The sequence below is a fragment of the Acetobacterium bakii genome, from assembly GCF_001263355.1.
GTDB lineage: Bacteria > Bacillota > Clostridia > Eubacteriales > Eubacteriaceae > Acetobacterium > Acetobacterium bakii.
Map to the genome: position 1 here is coordinate 93,595 of NZ_LGYO01000006.1, position 18,943 is coordinate 112,537.

Here is an 18,943-nt window from a genome sequence, read left to right on the forward strand (position 1 = left end):
ACTTGATAAATAATAATAAAGTGCTATAATACATACTATAACCCAGCGGAATACTGGGAAATACATATAGGGAGGTTTAATCATTGAGACTTTCCACAAAAGGAAGATATGGTGTCCTTGCAATGGTAGAGTTGGCACTCCATTACGGACAGGGACCGATTTCGATTAAAGAGATTTCTGAAAAACATAATTTTTCAGATTCTTATATGGAACAACTTTTTTCAGCCCTTAAAAATGCCGGGTTGGTAAGGAGCCAGAGAGGTGCTCATGGTGGATATTTATTATCCAGAGATCCTTCCGACATAAACGTCGGTGATATTATCAGAGCACTGGAAGGACCCATCGAAGTTGCTGAATGTGCAAATAAAAATGAAAATTATGAATGTATTAAATCTCTGGATTGCCTCACAAGAGGTCTTTGGGAAGATATTAGAGACAGCATTAACAATGTGATCGATCATCGATCATTACGGGATTTAATGGAAAACAAGTCCCTGGAAAGGTAAAAAATGAAAAGAATATACTTAGATCACGCAGCAACAACACCCGTTGATCCATCGGTTGTGGAAGTGATGCTTCCATTTTTCACTGAAGGTTATGGAAATCCATCTTCAATATATGCCGAAGGACGCGCAGCAAAAAAGGCCATTGAAGCAGCACGGTTGCAGATTGCCACCGCCATTAATGCAAGTTCCAGTGAAATTTATTTTACCGGAAGTGGATCAGAATCAGATAACTGGGCAATTAAAGGTATCGCCATGAAAAATCAGGCCAAAGGCAAGCATATTATCACCACTACCATTGAACATCATGCTGTGTTGCATACTTGTGAATATTTAGAAAAACAGGGTTTTGAAGTGACCTACCTGCCGGTGGATGAATATGGGCTCATATCATTGGAAGACCTTAAAAAGGCAATCCGCAAGGATACCATTTTGGTAACGATTATGTTTGCAAATAACGAAATCGGTACCGTTGAACCCATCAAAGCCATCGGCGAAATTGTTAAAGAAAAAGGAATTATTTTCCATACCGATGCGGTTCAGGCTCTGGGTAATTTACCGGTTGACGTAAAGGATTTAAATGTTGATCTACTGTCCCTTTCAGCACATAAAATTTATGGGCCAAAGGGTATTGGGGTTCTTTATATCAGAAAAGGCGTGCCCATTGATAACCTTATTCATGGTGGCGCTCAGGAGCGTCGGAAACGTGCCGGAACCGAAAATACAGCTGAAATTGTTGCCTTTGGGAAAGCAGCTGAACTTGCTGTTCAGCATCTTGAAGATAATATGATTCATATGAAAACTTTGCGAGATGTCCTAATTAAAGGGATTATGGAAAAAATTCCGCAAGTCAGATTAAACGGACACCCTGAACAACGACTTCCAGGAAATGCTAATTTCTGTTTTGACTATATTGAAGGGGAATCCATTTTGCTGAGCCTTGATATTATTGGTATCGCAGGATCCAGCGGGTCCGCCTGCACATCGGGATCTCTGGATCCATCACATGTGCTACTGGCGATTGGATTGCCAGCTGGAGTTGCTCATGGTTCCCTGCGATTATCCATTGGGAAAAACACAACCATGGAAGATATACATTATGTCGTGGATAATCTCGTTGTAATTATTGAGCGATTAAGAAAAATGTCGCCGATTGATGCAAATTGTCCCATCGATGATGCCGTGTTTGCAAAAGCATCGCATCACCAACATTAAAAATTAGAAGGAGAATTAAAATGGAATATACAGATGTAGTAATGGAGAATTTTACCTGTCCTAAACATGTGGGTGAACTTGAAGATGCAAATGGTGTTGGTCAAGTAGGAAGTCCCGCATGTGGGGACATTATGAAAATATTCTTGAGAATTGGTGATGATGACATTATTCAGGATGCTTCGTTTAAAACCTTTGGTTGTGGTGCCGCAGTTGCCAGCAGCAGTATGGCAACGGATATGATTATTGGTAAAAGCATTGAAGAAGCAGCTAAGTTTAAAAACTCTGATGTTGTTGATGCTTTGGGTGGCCTTCCTGCTGAAAAAATACATTGTTCAGTATTGGCAGCAGAAGCCATACAGGCAGCCATTGAAGACTACAAAAGCAAAAAAGCATAATTCATAATAAACAAGGTGTAGCTTCTGAAAGACTTAGAAGCTATGCCTTTATTTTTGGGGTATAAAGGAGAAACTGATGAGAAAAGAAGAACTCTATCAGGTGTCGACCCTGGCAACCTTCCAGAACAGAGGCTATGACGGACAGCTTTCGATCCGGCGTATGCTTGAGTTTGGAAACACTGGGTTTGGTACCTTTCATGGTCTCAATGGTGAGATGATTGTTGTTGGTGGTGTGGTTTATCGGGCTTTGGGAGATTGCACCCTGGAGGCTGTGAAAGATTCGGAAACAACTCCTTTTGCAACTCTGGGATTTCTGGGAAAGAAAGCACCCGTTGTGTTGGATGTTTATGGGAATTTGACAGCGCTTAAAGAAAGCCTTGACGACGTCATCGGAGATCAACAGAAGCTGATCCTAAGTCAAATTTCCGGGGTGTTTGAAAAAATTGCCATACACAGTGTTTGGCCCCAGACAAAACCATACGATGAGTTAAAAAAAATCGTTGATGACCAGGATATCTATATTTACGAAAATATTGAAGGAACCCTGGTGGGTGTTCACTGTCCTCAATCCGCGGAAGGGTTTAATGTGCTAGGATGGCACTTTCATTTTATATCAGAGGATCGACAGATTGGGGGCCATGTAAATGGTCTTTTTGCGCATAAAATAGAGTTTATTTATGACGAAAAAGAAGTTCTGACCATTATTGAAGCCTAATATGCTTAAAAAACAGAGGAAATAAAAGGTCTTTGTCTTTCAGCTGAGGTTATCGAGAAACCCGTCCCGGAGACAATGGTAAATCGTTGTCTGCTGCATGATCGTACAGGCTAGCGCTTGTTCGCCATGATGCAGACAACTGATGTTACGATTGTCCCCAGGACTTACTTTAGCTGCAGCCTCAGACGAAAGGTCATTGCCTTTCGTTTTTTTTTAGTGTAAGATATAGGAAATGTCAGAAAAGAAGAGAAGAGATAAGGGGGAAGGCATGAAGGCAAATATTTTACTGAATGTAGAAGTAATCTCAAAGAATAACGGAAGGCGTCATGGTCTGGTTAAGAGTCTTGTTGTCGTTGATAACGTGGTGAAATATTTGGTGATTAATCCTGGCGGGCTGTTTGCAAAATCTCAATTCTTTGAACCAAAAAGTATTGTTGACGTGAATTATAAACGGTTGATCATAGAGGATGAAAGAGAAATCATTCGAATAAAGGCAAAAGAGGTCAAAAAATACCTTGCCGAATCTTTTTCTTTAATGGATTATCCCGTGGAGGATATCAATGGCAATCGTTTTGGGCGCATTGTAAATGCCATCATTGACAGTGATACCTTTAAAATCTTAAGCTATGAAATATCAAGAAGTTTTTTTGATGACATTGACAATGGCTTTGGAGTGGCTGAGGCTTCAGAACTTATTTATAAAAATAAGATACTGACCTATCAAAAGGGAATGTTTGACCCGGATTTTAAAGCCCAGGGCGCTGGCATTGCCAATAAATTGTTGGGGGTGAGATAGATGCAGGTATCACCGGATAAAAAGCGGTTATTAATAATCAACATTATTGTAGTATTGGTTATCGGCATTTTAATCTTTATGATTTGGCCAACATTTAAAGGCATGATTAGTCCATTTTTTATAGCTGTTATTCTGGCTTATCTGTTAAATCCTCTGGTAGGGAGTTTCGAACGCCGGGGATTTAATAGAGGACTATCAGTACTTATTGTCTTTGTGGTTGTATTGGTGTTGGTGATTAGTGCTTTTATGAGCTTTATTCCCAGTCTCATTGCCAGCATTTCAGGGATGATCAGCAGTATTCCCAATTTCATTAGTCAATTACAGCAGTACAGTACAGAAATTACGAATTATGTGACACACATCAGCAATTCGCAAATTTCAAACTACTTTAACATTGAAGAAATTCTTGGGAATGTTCTCAAAGGATTTGGAACGGCTCTTCAAGGGATCAGCAATGCCATTCTCCAAAACAGTGGACAGCTGATGAATTTGATCATTATTCCCCTGGTCACTATTTTTATACTGTTGGACAAGGAATTTTTTATTAATGGAATTATGTATCTGGTGCCTTTGAAATACAGAAATGATATGTTGAAAATGTGCTGTGATATTGATCTTGTCATTGGCGGCTTCATTAAGGGCCAAGGTCTGACCTCTCTGATTGCCGGTATTGCGACAGGCATCGGCGCCTTCGCGCTAGGAATTCCCTATGCCAGTATCATTGGTGTGGTTGCTGGTATCACGACGATGATCCCATACTTTGGACCGGTTGTCGGAACCATTGTCATTGCCTTTATTGTCTTATTTACCAAGCCCATGATGTTAATTCCAATGCTTATTGTTATTGCCGTGGTTCAAGTGGTATGCGGTAATTTCCTGGCACCAAAGCTCATGTCTGGAAATGTCGGTCTGCATCCGGTTTTTATTATTTTTTCTATTTTCTTTTTTGGGGCCATGTTTGGTGGAGTGGGAATGATTATGGCGGTTCCGCTTTTAGGAACTATTAAAGTAATCGGCGGAAATATTATCGCCGGTTTTGCTTCAAATGAATTAAGTGAATAAAAAAAGGATTGACATTTATATTTGGAATCAATATAATCAACACTGTAGTTTAATATCAAAATGCATGGAAAACGAAGATTCTAAACGGAATTATTCCAGAGAGAAGGACAGCGGTGAGAGTCCTTTATAATGAATTTAGGGTTGCCACGTTTGAGCAGCTGTCAAGAAAGCTTGAATTGACTTCAAGATAGTATCGGCAGCCGGGAAACCGTTAACTAATAAAGTGAGTGATGGCCCAGCCAACACTAATTTGGGTGGTACCGCGGATTATAACCGTCCCTTGCATTGATTGCAGGGGACTTTTTTTGCATTATTCAAAAGTCTGAATACGATTGAAAATTTATATCAAGAGCTAAATTAGATAGTTGCAAAATGAATAATACAAAACGTAAATTGCTTTGATGTCTGTTTAGATGAACAATTTTGTAACGTATAGGCGAACAGTCGTTAGACTGTACACCGTATAGTGGAAAAATTGTTTCATGTAAACAGGCAGCGAAGCTCACAACACTTTAGCAACTACCGATCAGCTTAATTAAGAAGGAGAAAATATGAAACCATTGGGATTAAATGAAATTAGAGAAAAATTTTTGGCATTTTTTGAATCAAAAGAACATATGCGCCTGAACAGCTTCCCGCTTGTTCCCATTAACGATAAGAGTTTATTACTCATAAATTCGGGGATGGCACCCTTAAAGCCTTATTTCACCGGGGACGAGATTCCCCCGCGAGTACGCATCGCCAGCTGTCAGAAATGTATTCGCACACCGGACATTGAAAATGTTGGAAAAACAGCCCGACATGGGACTTTCTTTGAAATGCTTGGGAACTTTTCCTTCGGAGATTATTTTAAGAAAGAAGCTATTTCCTGGGCCTGGGAGTTTTGCACTGAGGTCATGGAAATGCCCGAAGACAAAATATTTATTTCTGTCTATTTAGAAGATGATGAGACCTATGATATCTGGCATAAAGAGATGGGTATCCCCAAAGAACGGCTGGTGCGTTTAGGGAAAGAGGACAATTTCTGGGAGCATGGTCTGGGACCCTGTGGACCCTGTTCAGAATTATATTATGATCGTGGCGTCGAGTACGGTTGTGACAGCCCAACCTGTGGGGTCGGATGCGATTGTGACCGCTACGTTGAATTCTGGAACCTGGTTTTCACCCAATTCAATAAAGATGAAGCAGGCAATTATAATCCACTGCCCAAACCCAATATTGATACCGGCATGGGTTTAGAACGTCTGGCCGTTATTATGCAGGGCGTCGACACGATTTTTGAAATTGATACAGTCGGACATGTGCTTAATTATATCTGTAAAAAAGCTGGGGTAACCTATGGCGAGAATCCCGATGATGATGTTTCCATTCGGGTTGTAACCGATCATATCAGAAGTGTGACCTTTATGATTGCCGATGGGGTTATGCCCGGGAATGAAGGCCGTGGTTACGTATTAAGACGGCTGTTGCGCCGAGCGGTACGCCATGGTAAATTATTGGGAATTAAGGACCTGTTTTTGTATGATGTGGCCAAAGAAGCCATACGTGTTTCTGAAGGTGCTTATCCGGAACTCAGAGAAAAACAGGATTTTATTCAAAAGCTGATTCATATTGAAGAAGAGCATTTTAAAGATACTCTGGATCAGGGAATGGCGCTTCTAAACATAGAAATCGATAAGGTGCTGGCCATGGAAGAAACGGTTTTCCCAGGCGGCGGGGCATTTAAACTTTATGATACCTATGGGTTCCCATTTGATCTTACCAAAGAGATTATTGAAGAACGGGGATTAACCATTATCGAAAACGAGTTTGAAAAAGAAATGCAAGCCCAACGGGAACGTGCCCGTGAGGATCGCCGGAACAGTGATTTGGCAGTATGGGCAGATGATCCCTTTAACCCACTGGGAGCCGAAGCGGTGAACACCTTTGTGGGCTATGATAATTTAGTGGCCGAAGGCACCATTCTCGGACTTTATGTCAACGATGCTTTAGTGCAGGAAGCTAAAGCCGGAGATGCGGTTCTGGTTCTTTTGGATCAAACCTCTTTTTATGCGGAAAGCGGCGGACAGACCGGTGACCATGGCATTATTCAAAAGGGCAATGGGCTCATTGAAATCAATGACTGTAAAAAAGGCAGTCTTGGCCGGCACATTCATTCCGGAATTGTAAAATCAGGAAGCTTTGAAGTCGGCGAAACCGTTATGGGTGAAGTGGATAAAGATCTCAGAAACGCGGTCCAGCGAAATCATACTTCAACCCATTTAATGCATAAGGCGTTAAAACAAGTCCTTGGTGATCATGTGGAACAGGCCGGTTCTTTTGTATCCCCGGACCGTTTGCGATTCGACTTTAACCATTATCAGGGGATGACACGAGAAGAAAAACGTCGGGTTGAGGATATTGTCAATGCTGCGGTTTTAGAAGCTTATGATGTCTCAATTTTTGAAACAAACATCGATAAGGCCAAAAGCCTTGGGGCAACCGCACTTTTCGGCGAAAAATACGGTGAAATTGTGCGGGTCGTAAAAGTCGGGGATTTCAGCACTGAGCTGTGTGGGGGTTGTCATATTACCAACTCTGCTAAAATCGGATTATTTAAAATTCTCAGCGAAGGCGGCGTGGCAGCCGGGGTGCGACGTATTGAAGCCGCAACTGGATTCAATGCCTTGCATATTGTTGAAAAAATGGATGATACCCTCGTTGATGTATCCAATCTCATGAAGACAAGTCCGGAACAGCTGCTGGAGAAAGTTAATGAATTAACCGAAGCCGGGAAACAAAAGGAACGGACCATTGCAGAATTAAAACAGAAATTTGCCGGGGATATGATTGTGGACATCCAACAGAAGATGATGATCATTGATGGGATTCAAGTGACCATTGCCGAAATTGAAAACATGCCAATGGATGAGCTTCGAAACGTCAGCGACCTGCTAAAAGATCGGATGGGATCGGGCGTAGTACTTCTGGGAAGTGTTCATGATGGCAAGGTGAACTTTATTGCAACAGCAACCAAAGATGTTGTCAAACGTGGTTTTCATGCCGGTAAGCTTGTGAAAGAAGTGGCGACTATTGCCGGCGGCGGCGGCGGCGGAAGGCCCGATATGGCGCAGGCTGGAGGGAAATACCCGGAAAAATTGGCGGAATCCCTTAAAAAGGGAGAAAGCTGCATAAGGGAGCAATTAAGCTGATTTCTAAAGAAAATTAAAAATTACGTCATTTGACTTGTCTTTTAGTTGTCTTTAGGTTAAAATGATTACAGTTGATTGTGAAGGAGGTCAGATGACAATGGGAGAAAATACGGTGATTGATCAAGGAACAATTATGTTTGAGGTCGATAACGAAAAGGCTCAGAAGATCGACAGTGTAATGCGTAATGTTCATAAGGCTTTAGTTGAAAAGGGTTATAACCCTATCAATCAAATTGTAGGTTATGTCATGTCAGGAGATCCGACCTATATCACAAGTCATAGAGAAGCGCGTAATGCTATACAGAAGATTGAACGAGACGAGTTATTGGAAGAACTTGTACGACGTTATTTGAACAGTATTTAGTAGGAATATAAATAGGGCTGTCTCAAAAGAGGCAGCCCTATTTTAATTAGGAAGACCGGGTGAAGAGATGAAAATGAATGCCTTAGGAAATACCGGAATTATGGTTTCTCGGATGTGCTTCGGAAGTCTGACCATCGGCCCTCTTCAAAAAAATAAAACCCTTACAGAAAGTCGGGAGATTATCGCCGCTGCCCTTGATCTGGGTGTCAATTTTTTTGATACCGCGGATTTATATAATAACTACGATCATTTGCATCAGGCCATAGAGCTGCGGCGAGACGTCATCATCAGCACAAAGTCCTATGACTATACGGCAGTGGGTGTTGAAAAAAGATTGCATCGGGCGCTCAAAGAGCTTGGTCGTGACTACGTAGATATTTATTTGCTCCACGAACAGGAGAGCCGAAAGACCATCGAAGGTCATTGGGAAGCCATTGAAGCCCTCATAAAGATGAAGGATGCAGGCAAGATCAGGGCCATTGGCATTTCAACCCACAGAATCGAAGGCGTTCGGGATGCGGCTACTTTTTCCGAACTGGATGTCATCCACCCTTTGATTAATCGAACCGGGATTGGTATTGAGGATGGCACAAATCTGGAAATGGAAGTTGCGATTCATGAAGCAAAACTTGCTGGGAAAGGTCTTTACGGCATGAAGCCACTGGGCGGGGGCAATCTTTTGTCCCAAAAACAGGCCTGTTTTGACTATGTATTGGGTCTGAAGGATCTGGATGCCATTGCCATCGGGGTTCAATCCATTGACGAAGTTTCGTACAATGTAAAGCAATTTAATGGCGAACCGATTTCCGAGGCACTGGCATTAGCGGTTTTGACGGCTCCAAAGGCATTGCAAATCAGTGACTGGTGTATTGGCTGTGGGGAATGTGTGCGTCATTGTAAACAAAAGGCCTTGTCCATTAAGAATGGCAAAGCGGTACTTAACAAAGACAAGTGCGTTCTTTGTTGTTATTGCGGGGCCTACTGCAAGGATTTTTGTATTAAGGTGATATAACAAATATAGTGAAATAGATAGGAAAAAAATGGAAAGAATATTAGGAATTGATGTTGGCGACAAACGCATTGGGATTGCGGTAACAGACCCCCTTCAAATTACGGCTCAAGGTGTGATGACTTTAAGACGAAAGACAAGGGATGACGATCTGGAAGCCTTCCGTCAACTCATTGAAAAATACGAACTGAAAAAAATCGTTGCGGGGTTGCCGTTAAACATGGATGGCACCGAATCGTCCCAAACCCGAAAAACCCAAAATTTTTGCCAGTTCATTAAGAAACGGTTAAATGTGGAAATTATTTATATTGACGAACGCTTAACCTCCTCATGGTCTGAAAAGATTCTGATTGAAGGAAATGTGTCACGAAAAAACAGAAAAGAATTTATCGACACTCTGGCAGCCCAAATGATTCTCCAATCCTACATGGATCGGGCAGGCAAGTAGAAAAATTTCATTAGTAATGGATTTTTTAAGCATCACAGGATATAATAATAAGACTGTGAGCGTAAATATTTATCAAGAAAGAGGTAAAAAGAATGGAAGAAATGAGAGAAACAATTTTTTTAGTGAATGATGACGGGATTGAAAAAGAGTATGAGGTCGTTGAAAGCTTTGATATTGAAGAAAAAAGCTACCTGTTATTATCTGAAAATGAAGAAAGCGACGATGTATTCCCATTTTTTATAACCATCGATGAAAATGGCGAAGAAGGATTAATGCCTGTGGAAGATGAAGCAGAATTTGCATTAATCGCTGAATTCTACGATAGTTTAGATTATGATGACGAAGAAGAAGAAGACGAAGAGGGTGAAGGTGAAACTGAGTAAATTCCCTTTAGTTAGTGGAATTTTTATCAGTCGACCGAACCGCTTTATTGCAAAAGTGATGATTAACCAGGAGGAGAAAGTCGCCCATGTACCCAATACTGGACGCATGGGTGAACTTCTTGTCCCGGGAGTTCGAGCAGTATTGGCCTGGAACCCGGCACCACATCGAAAAACCGATTATACCCTTATTCTGGTGGAAAATAATGGCCGATGGGTGGGGATCCATTCAGTGCTGGCTAATAAAGTTGCATACGAGTATTTCGACGCTCAATCGGATGTTTCAGAGCTTAAACAGGAAGTAATCTATGGCAATAGTCGTTTCGATCTTGCCTGTTTTCGTGGCGCACAGCCGTGGTTCTATGAAGTGAAAAGTGTTAACCTGATGGCCGGTGACATTGCTTTGTTTCCCGACGCCCCAACCGAACGAGGGTCAAAGCATCTTGCTGAACTGATTAATGCCCAACAAGAAGGTTACCGCGCCGGTGTTGTTTTTATCATTCAGCGTAACGATGCTACGTCATTCCAAGCAAACACCAAGATGGACCCTAAATTTTCGAGCTTATTGGATCAATGTCATAATCTGGGAATAGAGATCCGTGCTCTCTCCTGTGATATTGATGGAGTAAACATAGAAATTATCGGAGAATTGCCTGTGAGCGTATCATCAGAAGAAATTTTGGGAAAGGTGCAAAAGCCATGAACAATCAAACTCAAATTGTGGATGCACTGAGGAAAAGGGGAAACAAAGTTACCCCCCAACGCCTTATTACCATAGAGGTTCTTCTGACCATGGGACAACAACACTTCAGTGTCGAAGAGTTGTTTCATGGCGTTAAACAACGTAACCCCGAAGTAGGAATGTCGACCATTTATCGAACGGTGCAGATATTAGAAGAAATGCGACTCATTACCAAACGTAATTTTGATGATGGTTTTGCCAGGTACGAATTGTGCGAAATGGATGAAAAACACTGGCATCATCATTTGATTTGTTTAAAATGCGGAAGGGTCATCGAAATGCAAGACGAATACCTGGAAGCGTTAGAAAAAGAAATAGAAAAAAAAGGATTTATAATAATAAATCATGAACTTAAAGTATACGGATACTGTTCGGATTGTTATGCAAATATGGAAGGAGAAAAATTTGACTGAAAACAGCAACATAATTGTAGGGACCCCGGAACGATTGGAAAATCGACCGAGATCCAGAAAAAAAGCACAACCACTGAGAAACAAAGATAAACTGAGACTGATTCCACTGGGGGGATTAGGCGAAATCGGAAAAAATATGAACGTTTTTGAATACAAAGACGAGATTATTATTCTGGATTGCGGATTAAAATTCCCGGATGATGAAATGTTTGGTATTGATATCGTCTTGCCAGACTTCAACTACGTTATAGAAAACAAAGATAAAGTAAAAGGGATTATCATTACCCATGGTCATGAGGATCATATCGGAGGACTTGTTTATCTCTTGAAAAAGATAAATGTCCCAATTTATGCAACAAAATTTACAATGGGACTGATCGATCGAAAACTTAAAGAACATGGACTGTTAACAAAAGTTGAAAGAATCATTGTTAAACCCAAAGAACGTATTGATATTGGAGAATTCAATGTTGAATTTATCCGTGTCAACCACAGTATTGCCGATGCAGTAGGATTTTGTATTAAATGTCCTGCAGCAACCGTTGTCCATACCGGCGATTTTAAAATTGACTACAATCCCATCGGTGGTGAGGTAATCGACTTGCAGCGATTCGCCAAAATTGGAACCCAGGGAGTGGACTTGCTGATGTCCGACAGTACCAATGTTGAAGGTCCTGGATTTACCGCATCAGAAAGCACCGTGGGACCCTCTCTCTTTAATCTCTTCCGAGGGGCTAAGGGAAGAATTATTGTGACCACCTTTGCTTCCAATGTGCACAGACTCCAACAGGCAATCGACGCAGCGGTGGAATATAACCGTAAAGTTATTATTTGTGGCCGCAGCATGGAAAATGTCAGTGAAGTGGCCATGGATCTTGGCTATATGAATGTTCCCCCAAATACATTGGTAAAATTAAAAGACATTAAAAATTATAAAGATAAAGAAATAGTGATTATTACCACCGGCAGCCAGGGAGAACCTATGGCAGCACTGGGTCGTATGGCATTAGGCGAGCACCGTCAGCTGACCATTAAAAAAGAAGACCTTGTAATTATCTCAGCATCAGCCGTCCCGGGAAATGAAAAAACTGTCTCCGAAGTCATTAATAAACTGGTGGCACTTGGATCCGAAGTTGTTTATGGACGCTATGCCGAAATTCATGTTTCCGGACATGCACGTCAAGAAGAATTAAAACTAATGATTACCTTAGTCAGACCTAAAAATTTCATGCCGATTCATGGCGAAAGCCGAATGCTTATGCAGCATGTGGAACTGGCCCAATCCATCGGAATGAGTAAAGATAAAACCTATCTAGTTGATAACGGAACTATTCTGGAAATTGACAAAAGAGGCATCGTGATTGCTGGAAAAACCCAGGCAGAACCAATTTTGGTTGATGGACTGGGAGTCGGCGATATTGGGAATATTGTCCTCAATGATCGTAAGCGATTGTCTGAGGATGGCTTGTTTATTGTGGTATGTACCATGCATAAAGGAAAGGCCATATCAGGACCGGATATTATTTCACGTGGATTTGTATATGTACGGGAATCCGAAACGCTTATAAATAATGCCAGGGATGAAGTAAAAAAAGCCTTGCTTTCTTGTGAAGAAAAGGGTATCGTTGATTGGAACTCCATTAAAAATGTAGTCAGAGAATCGCTCTTTAAATATCTCTATGATCAAACTAAAAGGAAGCCCATGATACTTCCGATTCTTATGGAAGTATAATTATAAATTAATAGCATTTGCGAAAGCGTGAATATCACCACTGCACGTTTTATAATGCAATTTCTACACGCTTCGTCGGACACTCTGCGAGATGTCCGATGAAGACGTTATAAAATTGATTATAAACCTCTGCGTACTGGTGGTAGTTATTGCTTTCACAGAATCTATAATAAATTTAAATTAGGAGAATAAAATGAACGTATATGATGAAGCAAACAATTTAGCAAAAGCACTCAAGGAATCCAGTGAGTACAAGAACTTCTTAGAAGCAAAAGTAAAGCTGGAAAAAGATGCCGAAAAGTATGAGATGGCTAAAGACTACATGCGCAAGCAAATGGAAGTTCAATCCATGCAAATGATGGGACAAGAGCTTACTGAGGAACAAATAAGTTCCTACAACACCCTTGCAAATACCATCATGGGCATACCGGAAATTGCTGAGTTTTTCCAGACACAAATGTACTTCTCAGTGATCTTTCAAGACATAACCGATATTATTGCCAAGGCAGTGGATTTGGATATGGGCCTTTTCGATGAAAACGGGGAAGTATGTGGATCTTAGTCAGCTCCCTGAATAAAACACAGAAAAAGAATATAGGCAACCACTTTCAATAGGGGTCCTATATTCTTTTTTTATAGTTCTTGAAACCAAAAAAAGGAAGTTAATCAATGAGAAAGACAAAGCAAGAAAAGCCAGTCAGACCCCCAAAACAAAAACGACAAAGGAAAAAGAAGAACCCTGTTCAAGCTATTGCAATTATTATTCTTCTAATTATTATTCTTGGAGCCACCGCCGTATTTAGTTTTAATTATTTTATCAATGATAAACTGGCACCGGTGGGAAATGGCGACCCGGTGTTTGTTGACATAGAAGAGGGCTCGGTGGTCAGCGATATTGCAGAGCAATTGGAAGCAGAAAATTTAATACAGGACGCCCTTGCGTTTGAACTTATGGCAAAAAAAGAGGGTCTGGGAAATCAGATTCAATCAGGTTATTATGAATTTAAACCAAGCGAATCGGCTCTGGAAATCTTAAACCGTCTCATCGAAGGCGATGTTTATGATTCAGCAGTCACTATTCCTGAAGGCCGAAATATCAAAGAGTTTGCTGCTATTTTAGAAGAACAAATGGTATGCAGTGCAGAGGATTTCATTGCTGAGACTCAAAAAGTTGGGGATTATCAGAAAAACTACCCTATTTTAAGTACTATTTCCCTGGAACCCAAGGACGGCGTAAGCCGAACGCTGGAAGGCTATCTTTTCCCGGATACCTATAATTTCAAACCGAATACCGATCCCTCGGAAGTGGTTACCGCCATGCTGGACCGTTTTGTTGAGGTGTACAACCAGGACTACCTGAATCGGACCGCTGAAATGGGAAAAACCGTGGATCAGATTGTAATTATGGCATCTATTATTGAATTGGAAACAAAATTTGACGATGATAAGGCAAATGCCGCCAGCGTATTTTACAACCGTATCGCAGCCGATCAGCCACTCCAATCCGATATTACCGTAGATTATGCACGGGGCGAGAAAAAAGCAATTCTGACCACCGAAGAAACCCAGTTTCCCTCACCCTATAACACTTATATTAATAAGGGATTACCCTTTGGACCGATTTGTTCCTTTGGTGAACCAGCCTTGAAGGCGGCACTTTATCCAGCGACCACAGAATATATGTATTTCGTTGCAGATATAAAAACCGGGAAAATCTATTTTAACGTAACCTATGAAGAACACCTGGAAGACGTGGAAACCTATCTCGGACCATCAAATTAAAAAGAAATGCAGGTCTTAAAGTGAACGAAATTGTACAGGATTATATAGAAGACTACATTCGTGGTCTCATACCCGAAGGAAATCCCTTATTGGAAGCGTTTCGAGTACGGGCCGCCGCGGATGAGATTCCCATTATTCATCCGGAAGTTCAGAACTATCTTGAAATTCTGATTAAGTCCCGAAACATCCAGTCCATTCTAGAAATTGGAACAGCCGTTGGATATTCAGCATCGGTATTTGCCGCCGCCATGGACGCTCATGGACAAGTCGATACCATTGAGCGAAGCCTGAAAATGGTATCAGAGGCCGAGGAAAACATTGGAGAACTGGGTATCGGCAACCAAGTTAACCTCATCCTTGGGGATGCCTTGGAAACCGTGGAAACCTTAACGAAATCCTACGACATGATTTTTCTTGATGGCGGTAAGGGCCATTATATTCACCTGTTGGATGCGTGTCTCAAGCGCTTGAAACCAGGCGGCGTTTTAGTCTCGGATAATGTCTTATTCAAGGGCATGATCGCTTCGGATGCCTTGGTAATCAGACGAAAAATCACCATTGTAAAACGGATGCGAAAGTATCTGGAAGCCATTTCCGACCATCCCCAACTCATGACCACCGTTTTACCCCTGGGTGACGGCCTGGCCGTAAGCTGGATGAAAAACTAAAACGCGACTGTGTTAACAAACCTCTTTGCGGACATTTATTTATCGTTGTGTGCTGCATGATCGTACACCTTCGGTGTTCGCCATGATGCACACAAAATGATGAAATAAAAATCCGCAAAGAGGTTTGTTAAATTACGTTAACTAGAGTCCTGGGGACAATGGTAACATCAGTTGTCGGCATCATGGCGAACAGGCGACAGCCTGTCCGATCATGCAGCAGACAACGATTTACCATTGTCCCCAGGACGGGTTTGATATGCAAATAATTTGAATGGAGAATAAAATGAAAAAACCGGAACTCCTGGCACCAGCAGGAAATTTTGAAAAATTAAAATATGCCCTTCACTATGGTGCAGATGCAGTATACTGCGCAGGAAAAGAATTTGGACTTCGGGCAAAAGCCGATAACTTTGATCAGTTGGGTCTGAAAGAGGCCGCTGCCTATGTCCATGCAAAAGGAAAAAAAATATATGTGACCTTAAATATTATCGCCCACAATGACGATTTAAAAGGCCTACCGGACTATGTGAAAGAATTGGCAGCCATGGAAATTGACGGTGTCATTGTGGCCGACCCCGGGGTGTTTTCGGTGGTGCGTGAAGTTGCCCCGGATCTGAAAATTTCAATCAGTACCCAGGCCAACAACACCAATTATCGAAGTGTGGCGTTCTGGCATGCCCAGGGAGCGAAACGCGTTGTTCTGGCCCGGGAATTGGGGCTGGCGGAAATAACCGAAATCAAGGAAAAAGTGTCTTCTGAAATGGAAATTGAAACCTTTGTTCATGGGGCCATGTGTATTTCCTATTCCGGACGATGTCTGCTAAGTCATTACATGACCGGACGGGACTCCAACAAAGGAGATTGTGCCCAACCCTGTCGCTGGAAATACCATTTGGTTGAAGAAACCAGACCCAATGAAGCCTTTAGTATTGAAGATGACTCCACCGGTTCGTTTATTTTCAATTCAAAGGATTTGTGCCTGGTAAATGAAATCCCATCACTGATGGCCGCTGGCGTTGACAGTTTTAAAATAGAAGGGCGAATGAAAAGCCTTTACTATGTGGCCACAGTGGTGTCCACATACCGAAGCGCCATTGATTACGCCTACGACCACCCGGAAGTTCACGTTCTCGATGAACATTATTTCGAAGAATTGACCAAGGTGAGCCATCGCAACTATACCACCGGCTTCTATCGTGGAAAAACAAGTTCTGAGGATCAAAATTATGGTACCAGCAGTTACACCCGAAATTATGACTTTGTGGGTTTAGTGCTTTCATACGATGAAAAAACCGGAATCGCTGTGATCGAACAGCGTAATAAAATATCTCAGGGAGACACCATTGAAATCATGATTCCCCAAAAGGGCTTTTTCACACAAAAGGCCGCGCATATGACCGATGCCCTCGGAAACCCATTGGAATCAACCCCGCATCCCAAAATGATTTATAATCTAAAAATGGATGCTCCGGTGAGTCCCATGGATATCGTGAGAAAACAAGAAATTTAATAGTACTATTTTTACTGCCCAATATTTCTTCAGGAGATACTGGGTATTTTTTATAAATTATGGGTATTTTCTATTATATAAAATAAATTTAATTTGGAGGAGAAATGTATAATTTTAATGAACTCTTGGTTTTATTTAGCATAATTCTGTTTCTGGTGGTAGCATTAAGCTTTATTAATGAGAAAACAACGAAATTTCCATACGAAATCGGCCTGGTGATTTTCGGATTTATTTTCGTTTTGATTTTAATTATTCTTCAGAAATTGAATATTCTTTTGATTCCTGAAGAAATCTTGGCCCTTACCCAGCAATTTAATTTTAATGATTTTTTAATCCATGGGGTTTTATGTTTCATGCTGTTTGGCGGAGCTGCCAGCATAAAATTTAACGATTTTAATGAGGATAAATTTTTAATTGGATGCATGGCAATCGCAGGAACCATTATATCCACACTGGTGTATGGTCTGTTGTTCTGGGGACTATGCTTTATCGTTCAGATCGATATTAAATTTTTGGAAGCACTTATTCTGGGATCAATTGTGGCACCAACGGATCCTATTTCGGCCATGAGTATTCTGAGTAAAGTGGGCCTTCCCAAACGACTGGCCCTAATTGTTGAAGGGGAATCCCTATTTAATGATGGCGTTGCTGTGGCAATTTTTGCAACGCTGCTGAGCGTTTTAGAGCAGACCACCCAGGAAATTTCATTAAGCAGCTTTGCCTGGGGATTGGCCGCAGATGTTCTGGGGGCGATTGGAATTGGTTTGGTCATTTCCTTTTTATTTTTTCAAATTTTCAAACAGTCCCAAAATCGCTACATAAAAATCTTCACAAGTATTTTAACGGTTATGCTGGCTTATCTCCTGTGCGAGTATTTGGAGTTCTCAGGGCCCATCGCCGCAGTGATCTGCGGGCTTTCCTACGCCACTGGAATTGCCAGAATGCAAAAAATCAAACCAGATCAAGAGAATACCGAAATTCATGATTTATTTTATTCCTTTTGGGGGGTAATTAATAATCTGCTTAATGGCATCCTTTTTCTTTTGGTCGGATTACTGTTTGTCGACATTAGAAATCTAAATGACTTCACACTATCAGGCATTCTTATTGTCGTAGTCGGTGCAATCATTATTAATACTGTTTCCCGCATCACCGGCGTCGCCGGTACCGTTAGTTTTATAAAAAAAATACCCTTTGATATGAAAAAATCAAAGTTTGCCATTTTTTACACCTGGGCAGGACTTAAGGGTGGCTTGTGTCTGGCATTGGTTATGGGAACAGGAACATCTCTGGCCCCGGCGACCTATGATTTATTCCTGCTTTCTACCTACGCAATTGTAATATTTACAACCCTATTCCAGGGCTTGACCATTGGCAAAGCCTATTTGAAATTGAAATAAGTGCTTTCACAATAGCGTATTAAAGCGCCAACGGGACCTTACCAATTTTAGCAAGGTCCCGTTGGGTTTGATGTTTTAGAAGACGGCGCATTTTGAAAGATCAGGCGATGAAATCGTCAGCGGCATTTTTGGCAAAAAGTACGGCAGCATCGATGTCTGCCTGATTGGGATGGCCCATTCCAAACAATAAGAAATTACCCTGACAGATAAATTCTGCAGGCATTACAGCAATGCCTTTTTCTGTAAGTGTTTGTCGAACTTCGGTTTGACCCTGCTTTTTTGACACACATGAAGTGATCAAAACCGCCTTTTTAACCTGTTTATTGTCCATGGTATTGATGAAATCGATCATTTCCGGTAAGCTTTTCCCACCGTAGATGCCTCCCACAATGTAAAGCAAATCAACGTTTTTAAGCGTTGGATGATCCGTAACATTATTGATTTCAATTCCCAGTTCCGCAGCTATGGCATTTGCAATTTTCTTGGAATGTCCGGTTTTACTGGCATAGATTAATTGACTGTTCATAAAATTATTATCCTTTCATGATAAATTAATACCAGGTAATTGCGAAACTCAAAAGAATCGAACAATTGTTGCTTTGATGTCAGTTTTCACAA

The 18,943-nt window shown here is 41.3% G+C and carries 20 protein-coding genes and 1 other annotated feature; of the genes, 19 read left to right on the plus strand and 1 reads right to left on the minus strand.

Features of this window, described 5'->3' with window-relative positions; genetic code table 11:
* Positions 1 to 83 precede the first annotated feature (83 nt).
* The 19 genes from AKG39_RS02230 (at position 84) to AKG39_RS02320 (ending at position 18,325) form a co-directional block, all read left to right on the plus strand.
* On the plus strand, positions 84 to 506 hold the full coding sequence (locus tag AKG39_RS02230) for an RrF2 family transcriptional regulator (protein ID WP_083439377.1): 423 nt from the start codon (positions 84 to 86) through the stop codon (positions 504 to 506).
* 3 nt (positions 507 to 509) lie between these two features.
* On the plus strand, positions 510 to 1,718 hold the full coding sequence (gene nifS, locus AKG39_RS02235; RefSeq protein ID WP_050738728.1) for a cysteine desulfurase NifS: 1,209 nt from the start codon (positions 510 to 512) through the stop codon (positions 1,716 to 1,718).
* Between the two features lie 20 nt (positions 1,719 to 1,738).
* Entirely contained in the window at positions 1,739 to 2,113 is a 375-nt protein-coding gene (locus AKG39_RS02240) for an iron-sulfur cluster assembly scaffold protein (RefSeq protein WP_050738729.1), read from the plus strand.
* Positions 2,114 to 2,189: 76 nt separating this feature from the next.
* Entirely contained in the window at positions 2,190 to 2,828 is a 639-nt protein-coding gene (locus AKG39_RS02245; protein WP_050738730.1) for an acetolactate decarboxylase, read from the plus strand.
* 268 nt (positions 2,829 to 3,096) lie between these two features.
* On the plus strand, positions 3,097 to 3,624 hold the full coding sequence (locus AKG39_RS02250; RefSeq protein WP_050738731.1) for a PRC-barrel domain-containing protein: 528 nt from the start codon (positions 3,097 to 3,099) through the stop codon (positions 3,622 to 3,624).
* Positions 3,625 to 4,686, plus strand: a complete 1,062-nt coding sequence (locus AKG39_RS02255; RefSeq protein WP_050738732.1) for an AI-2E family transporter — start codon at positions 3,625 to 3,627, stop codon at positions 4,684 to 4,686.
* Positions 4,687 to 4,742: 56 nt separating this feature from the next.
* Positions 4,743 to 4,970 (plus strand) — a binding site (T-box leader).
* A gap of 267 nt (positions 4,971 to 5,237) precedes the next feature.
* Positions 5,238 to 7,877, plus strand: a complete 2,640-nt coding sequence (alaS, locus tag AKG39_RS02260) for an alanine--tRNA ligase (RefSeq protein ID WP_050738733.1) — start codon at positions 5,238 to 5,240, stop codon at positions 7,875 to 7,877.
* 97 nt (positions 7,878 to 7,974) lie between these two features.
* A complete protein-coding gene (locus tag AKG39_RS02265; RefSeq protein ID WP_050738753.1) occupies positions 7,975 to 8,241 on the plus strand; it encodes an IreB family regulatory phosphoprotein in 267 nt (88 codons plus the stop codon).
* A 67-nt stretch (positions 8,242 to 8,308) separates the two neighbouring features.
* Positions 8,309 to 9,253, plus strand: a complete 945-nt coding sequence (locus AKG39_RS02270) for an aldo/keto reductase (RefSeq protein ID WP_050738734.1) — start codon at positions 8,309 to 8,311, stop codon at positions 9,251 to 9,253.
* Positions 9,254 to 9,281: 28 nt separating this feature from the next.
* Positions 9,282 to 9,698: a Holliday junction resolvase RuvX gene (gene ruvX / locus AKG39_RS02275; RefSeq protein WP_050738735.1), complete on the plus strand. Its 417-nt coding sequence runs from the start codon at positions 9,282 to 9,284 to the stop codon at positions 9,696 to 9,698.
* A gap of 92 nt (positions 9,699 to 9,790) precedes the next feature.
* Complete coding sequence (locus AKG39_RS02280; RefSeq protein ID WP_050738736.1) at positions 9,791 to 10,081, plus strand: DUF1292 domain-containing protein; 291 nt, start codon at positions 9,791 to 9,793, stop codon at positions 10,079 to 10,081.
* Positions 10,035 to 10,781: a DNA/RNA nuclease SfsA gene (gene sfsA, locus AKG39_RS02285; RefSeq protein ID WP_278277903.1), complete on the plus strand. Its 747-nt coding sequence runs from the start codon at positions 10,035 to 10,037 to the stop codon at positions 10,779 to 10,781. The genes AKG39_RS02280 and sfsA overlap by 47 nt, the downstream gene beginning before the upstream one ends.
* Positions 10,778 to 11,233, plus strand: a complete 456-nt coding sequence (locus AKG39_RS02290; RefSeq protein ID WP_050738738.1) for a Fur family transcriptional regulator — start codon at positions 10,778 to 10,780, stop codon at positions 11,231 to 11,233. The genes sfsA and AKG39_RS02290 overlap by 4 nt, the downstream gene beginning before the upstream one ends.
* Positions 11,202 to 12,965, plus strand: coding sequence for a ribonuclease J (locus AKG39_RS02295; protein ID WP_083439379.1), 1,764 nt, complete (start codon positions 11,202 to 11,204; stop codon positions 12,963 to 12,965). The genes AKG39_RS02290 and AKG39_RS02295 overlap by 32 nt, the downstream gene beginning before the upstream one ends.
* 193 nt (positions 12,966 to 13,158) lie before the next feature.
* Positions 13,159 to 13,527: a YlbF/YmcA family competence regulator gene (locus AKG39_RS02300; protein ID WP_050738739.1), complete on the plus strand. Its 369-nt coding sequence runs from the start codon at positions 13,159 to 13,161 to the stop codon at positions 13,525 to 13,527.
* A 107-nt stretch (positions 13,528 to 13,634) separates the two neighbouring features.
* Positions 13,635 to 14,747 (plus strand): endolytic transglycosylase MltG, encoded by a 1,113-nt coding sequence (gene mltG, locus AKG39_RS02305; protein ID WP_050738740.1) that lies wholly within the window; start codon positions 13,635 to 13,637, stop codon positions 14,745 to 14,747.
* A gap of 20 nt (positions 14,748 to 14,767) precedes the next feature.
* On the plus strand, positions 14,768 to 15,415 hold the full coding sequence (locus tag AKG39_RS02310; RefSeq protein WP_050738741.1) for an O-methyltransferase: 648 nt from the start codon (positions 14,768 to 14,770) through the stop codon (positions 15,413 to 15,415).
* Between the two features lie 283 nt (positions 15,416 to 15,698).
* A complete protein-coding gene (locus AKG39_RS02315; protein ID WP_050738742.1) occupies positions 15,699 to 16,925 on the plus strand; it encodes a peptidase U32 family protein in 1,227 nt (408 codons plus the stop codon).
* A gap of 104 nt (positions 16,926 to 17,029) precedes the next feature.
* Positions 17,030 to 18,325 (plus strand): cation:proton antiporter, encoded by a 1,296-nt coding sequence (locus tag AKG39_RS02320; RefSeq protein WP_050738743.1) that lies wholly within the window; start codon positions 17,030 to 17,032, stop codon positions 18,323 to 18,325.
* A gap of 100 nt (positions 18,326 to 18,425) precedes the next feature.
* On the opposite strand, the gene AKG39_RS02325 is transcribed toward AKG39_RS02320, so the two are convergent.
* A complete protein-coding gene (locus AKG39_RS02325; protein ID WP_050738744.1) occupies positions 18,426 to 18,851 on the minus strand; it encodes a flavodoxin domain-containing protein in 426 nt (141 codons plus the stop codon).
* Positions 18,852 to 18,943 lie beyond the last annotated feature (92 nt).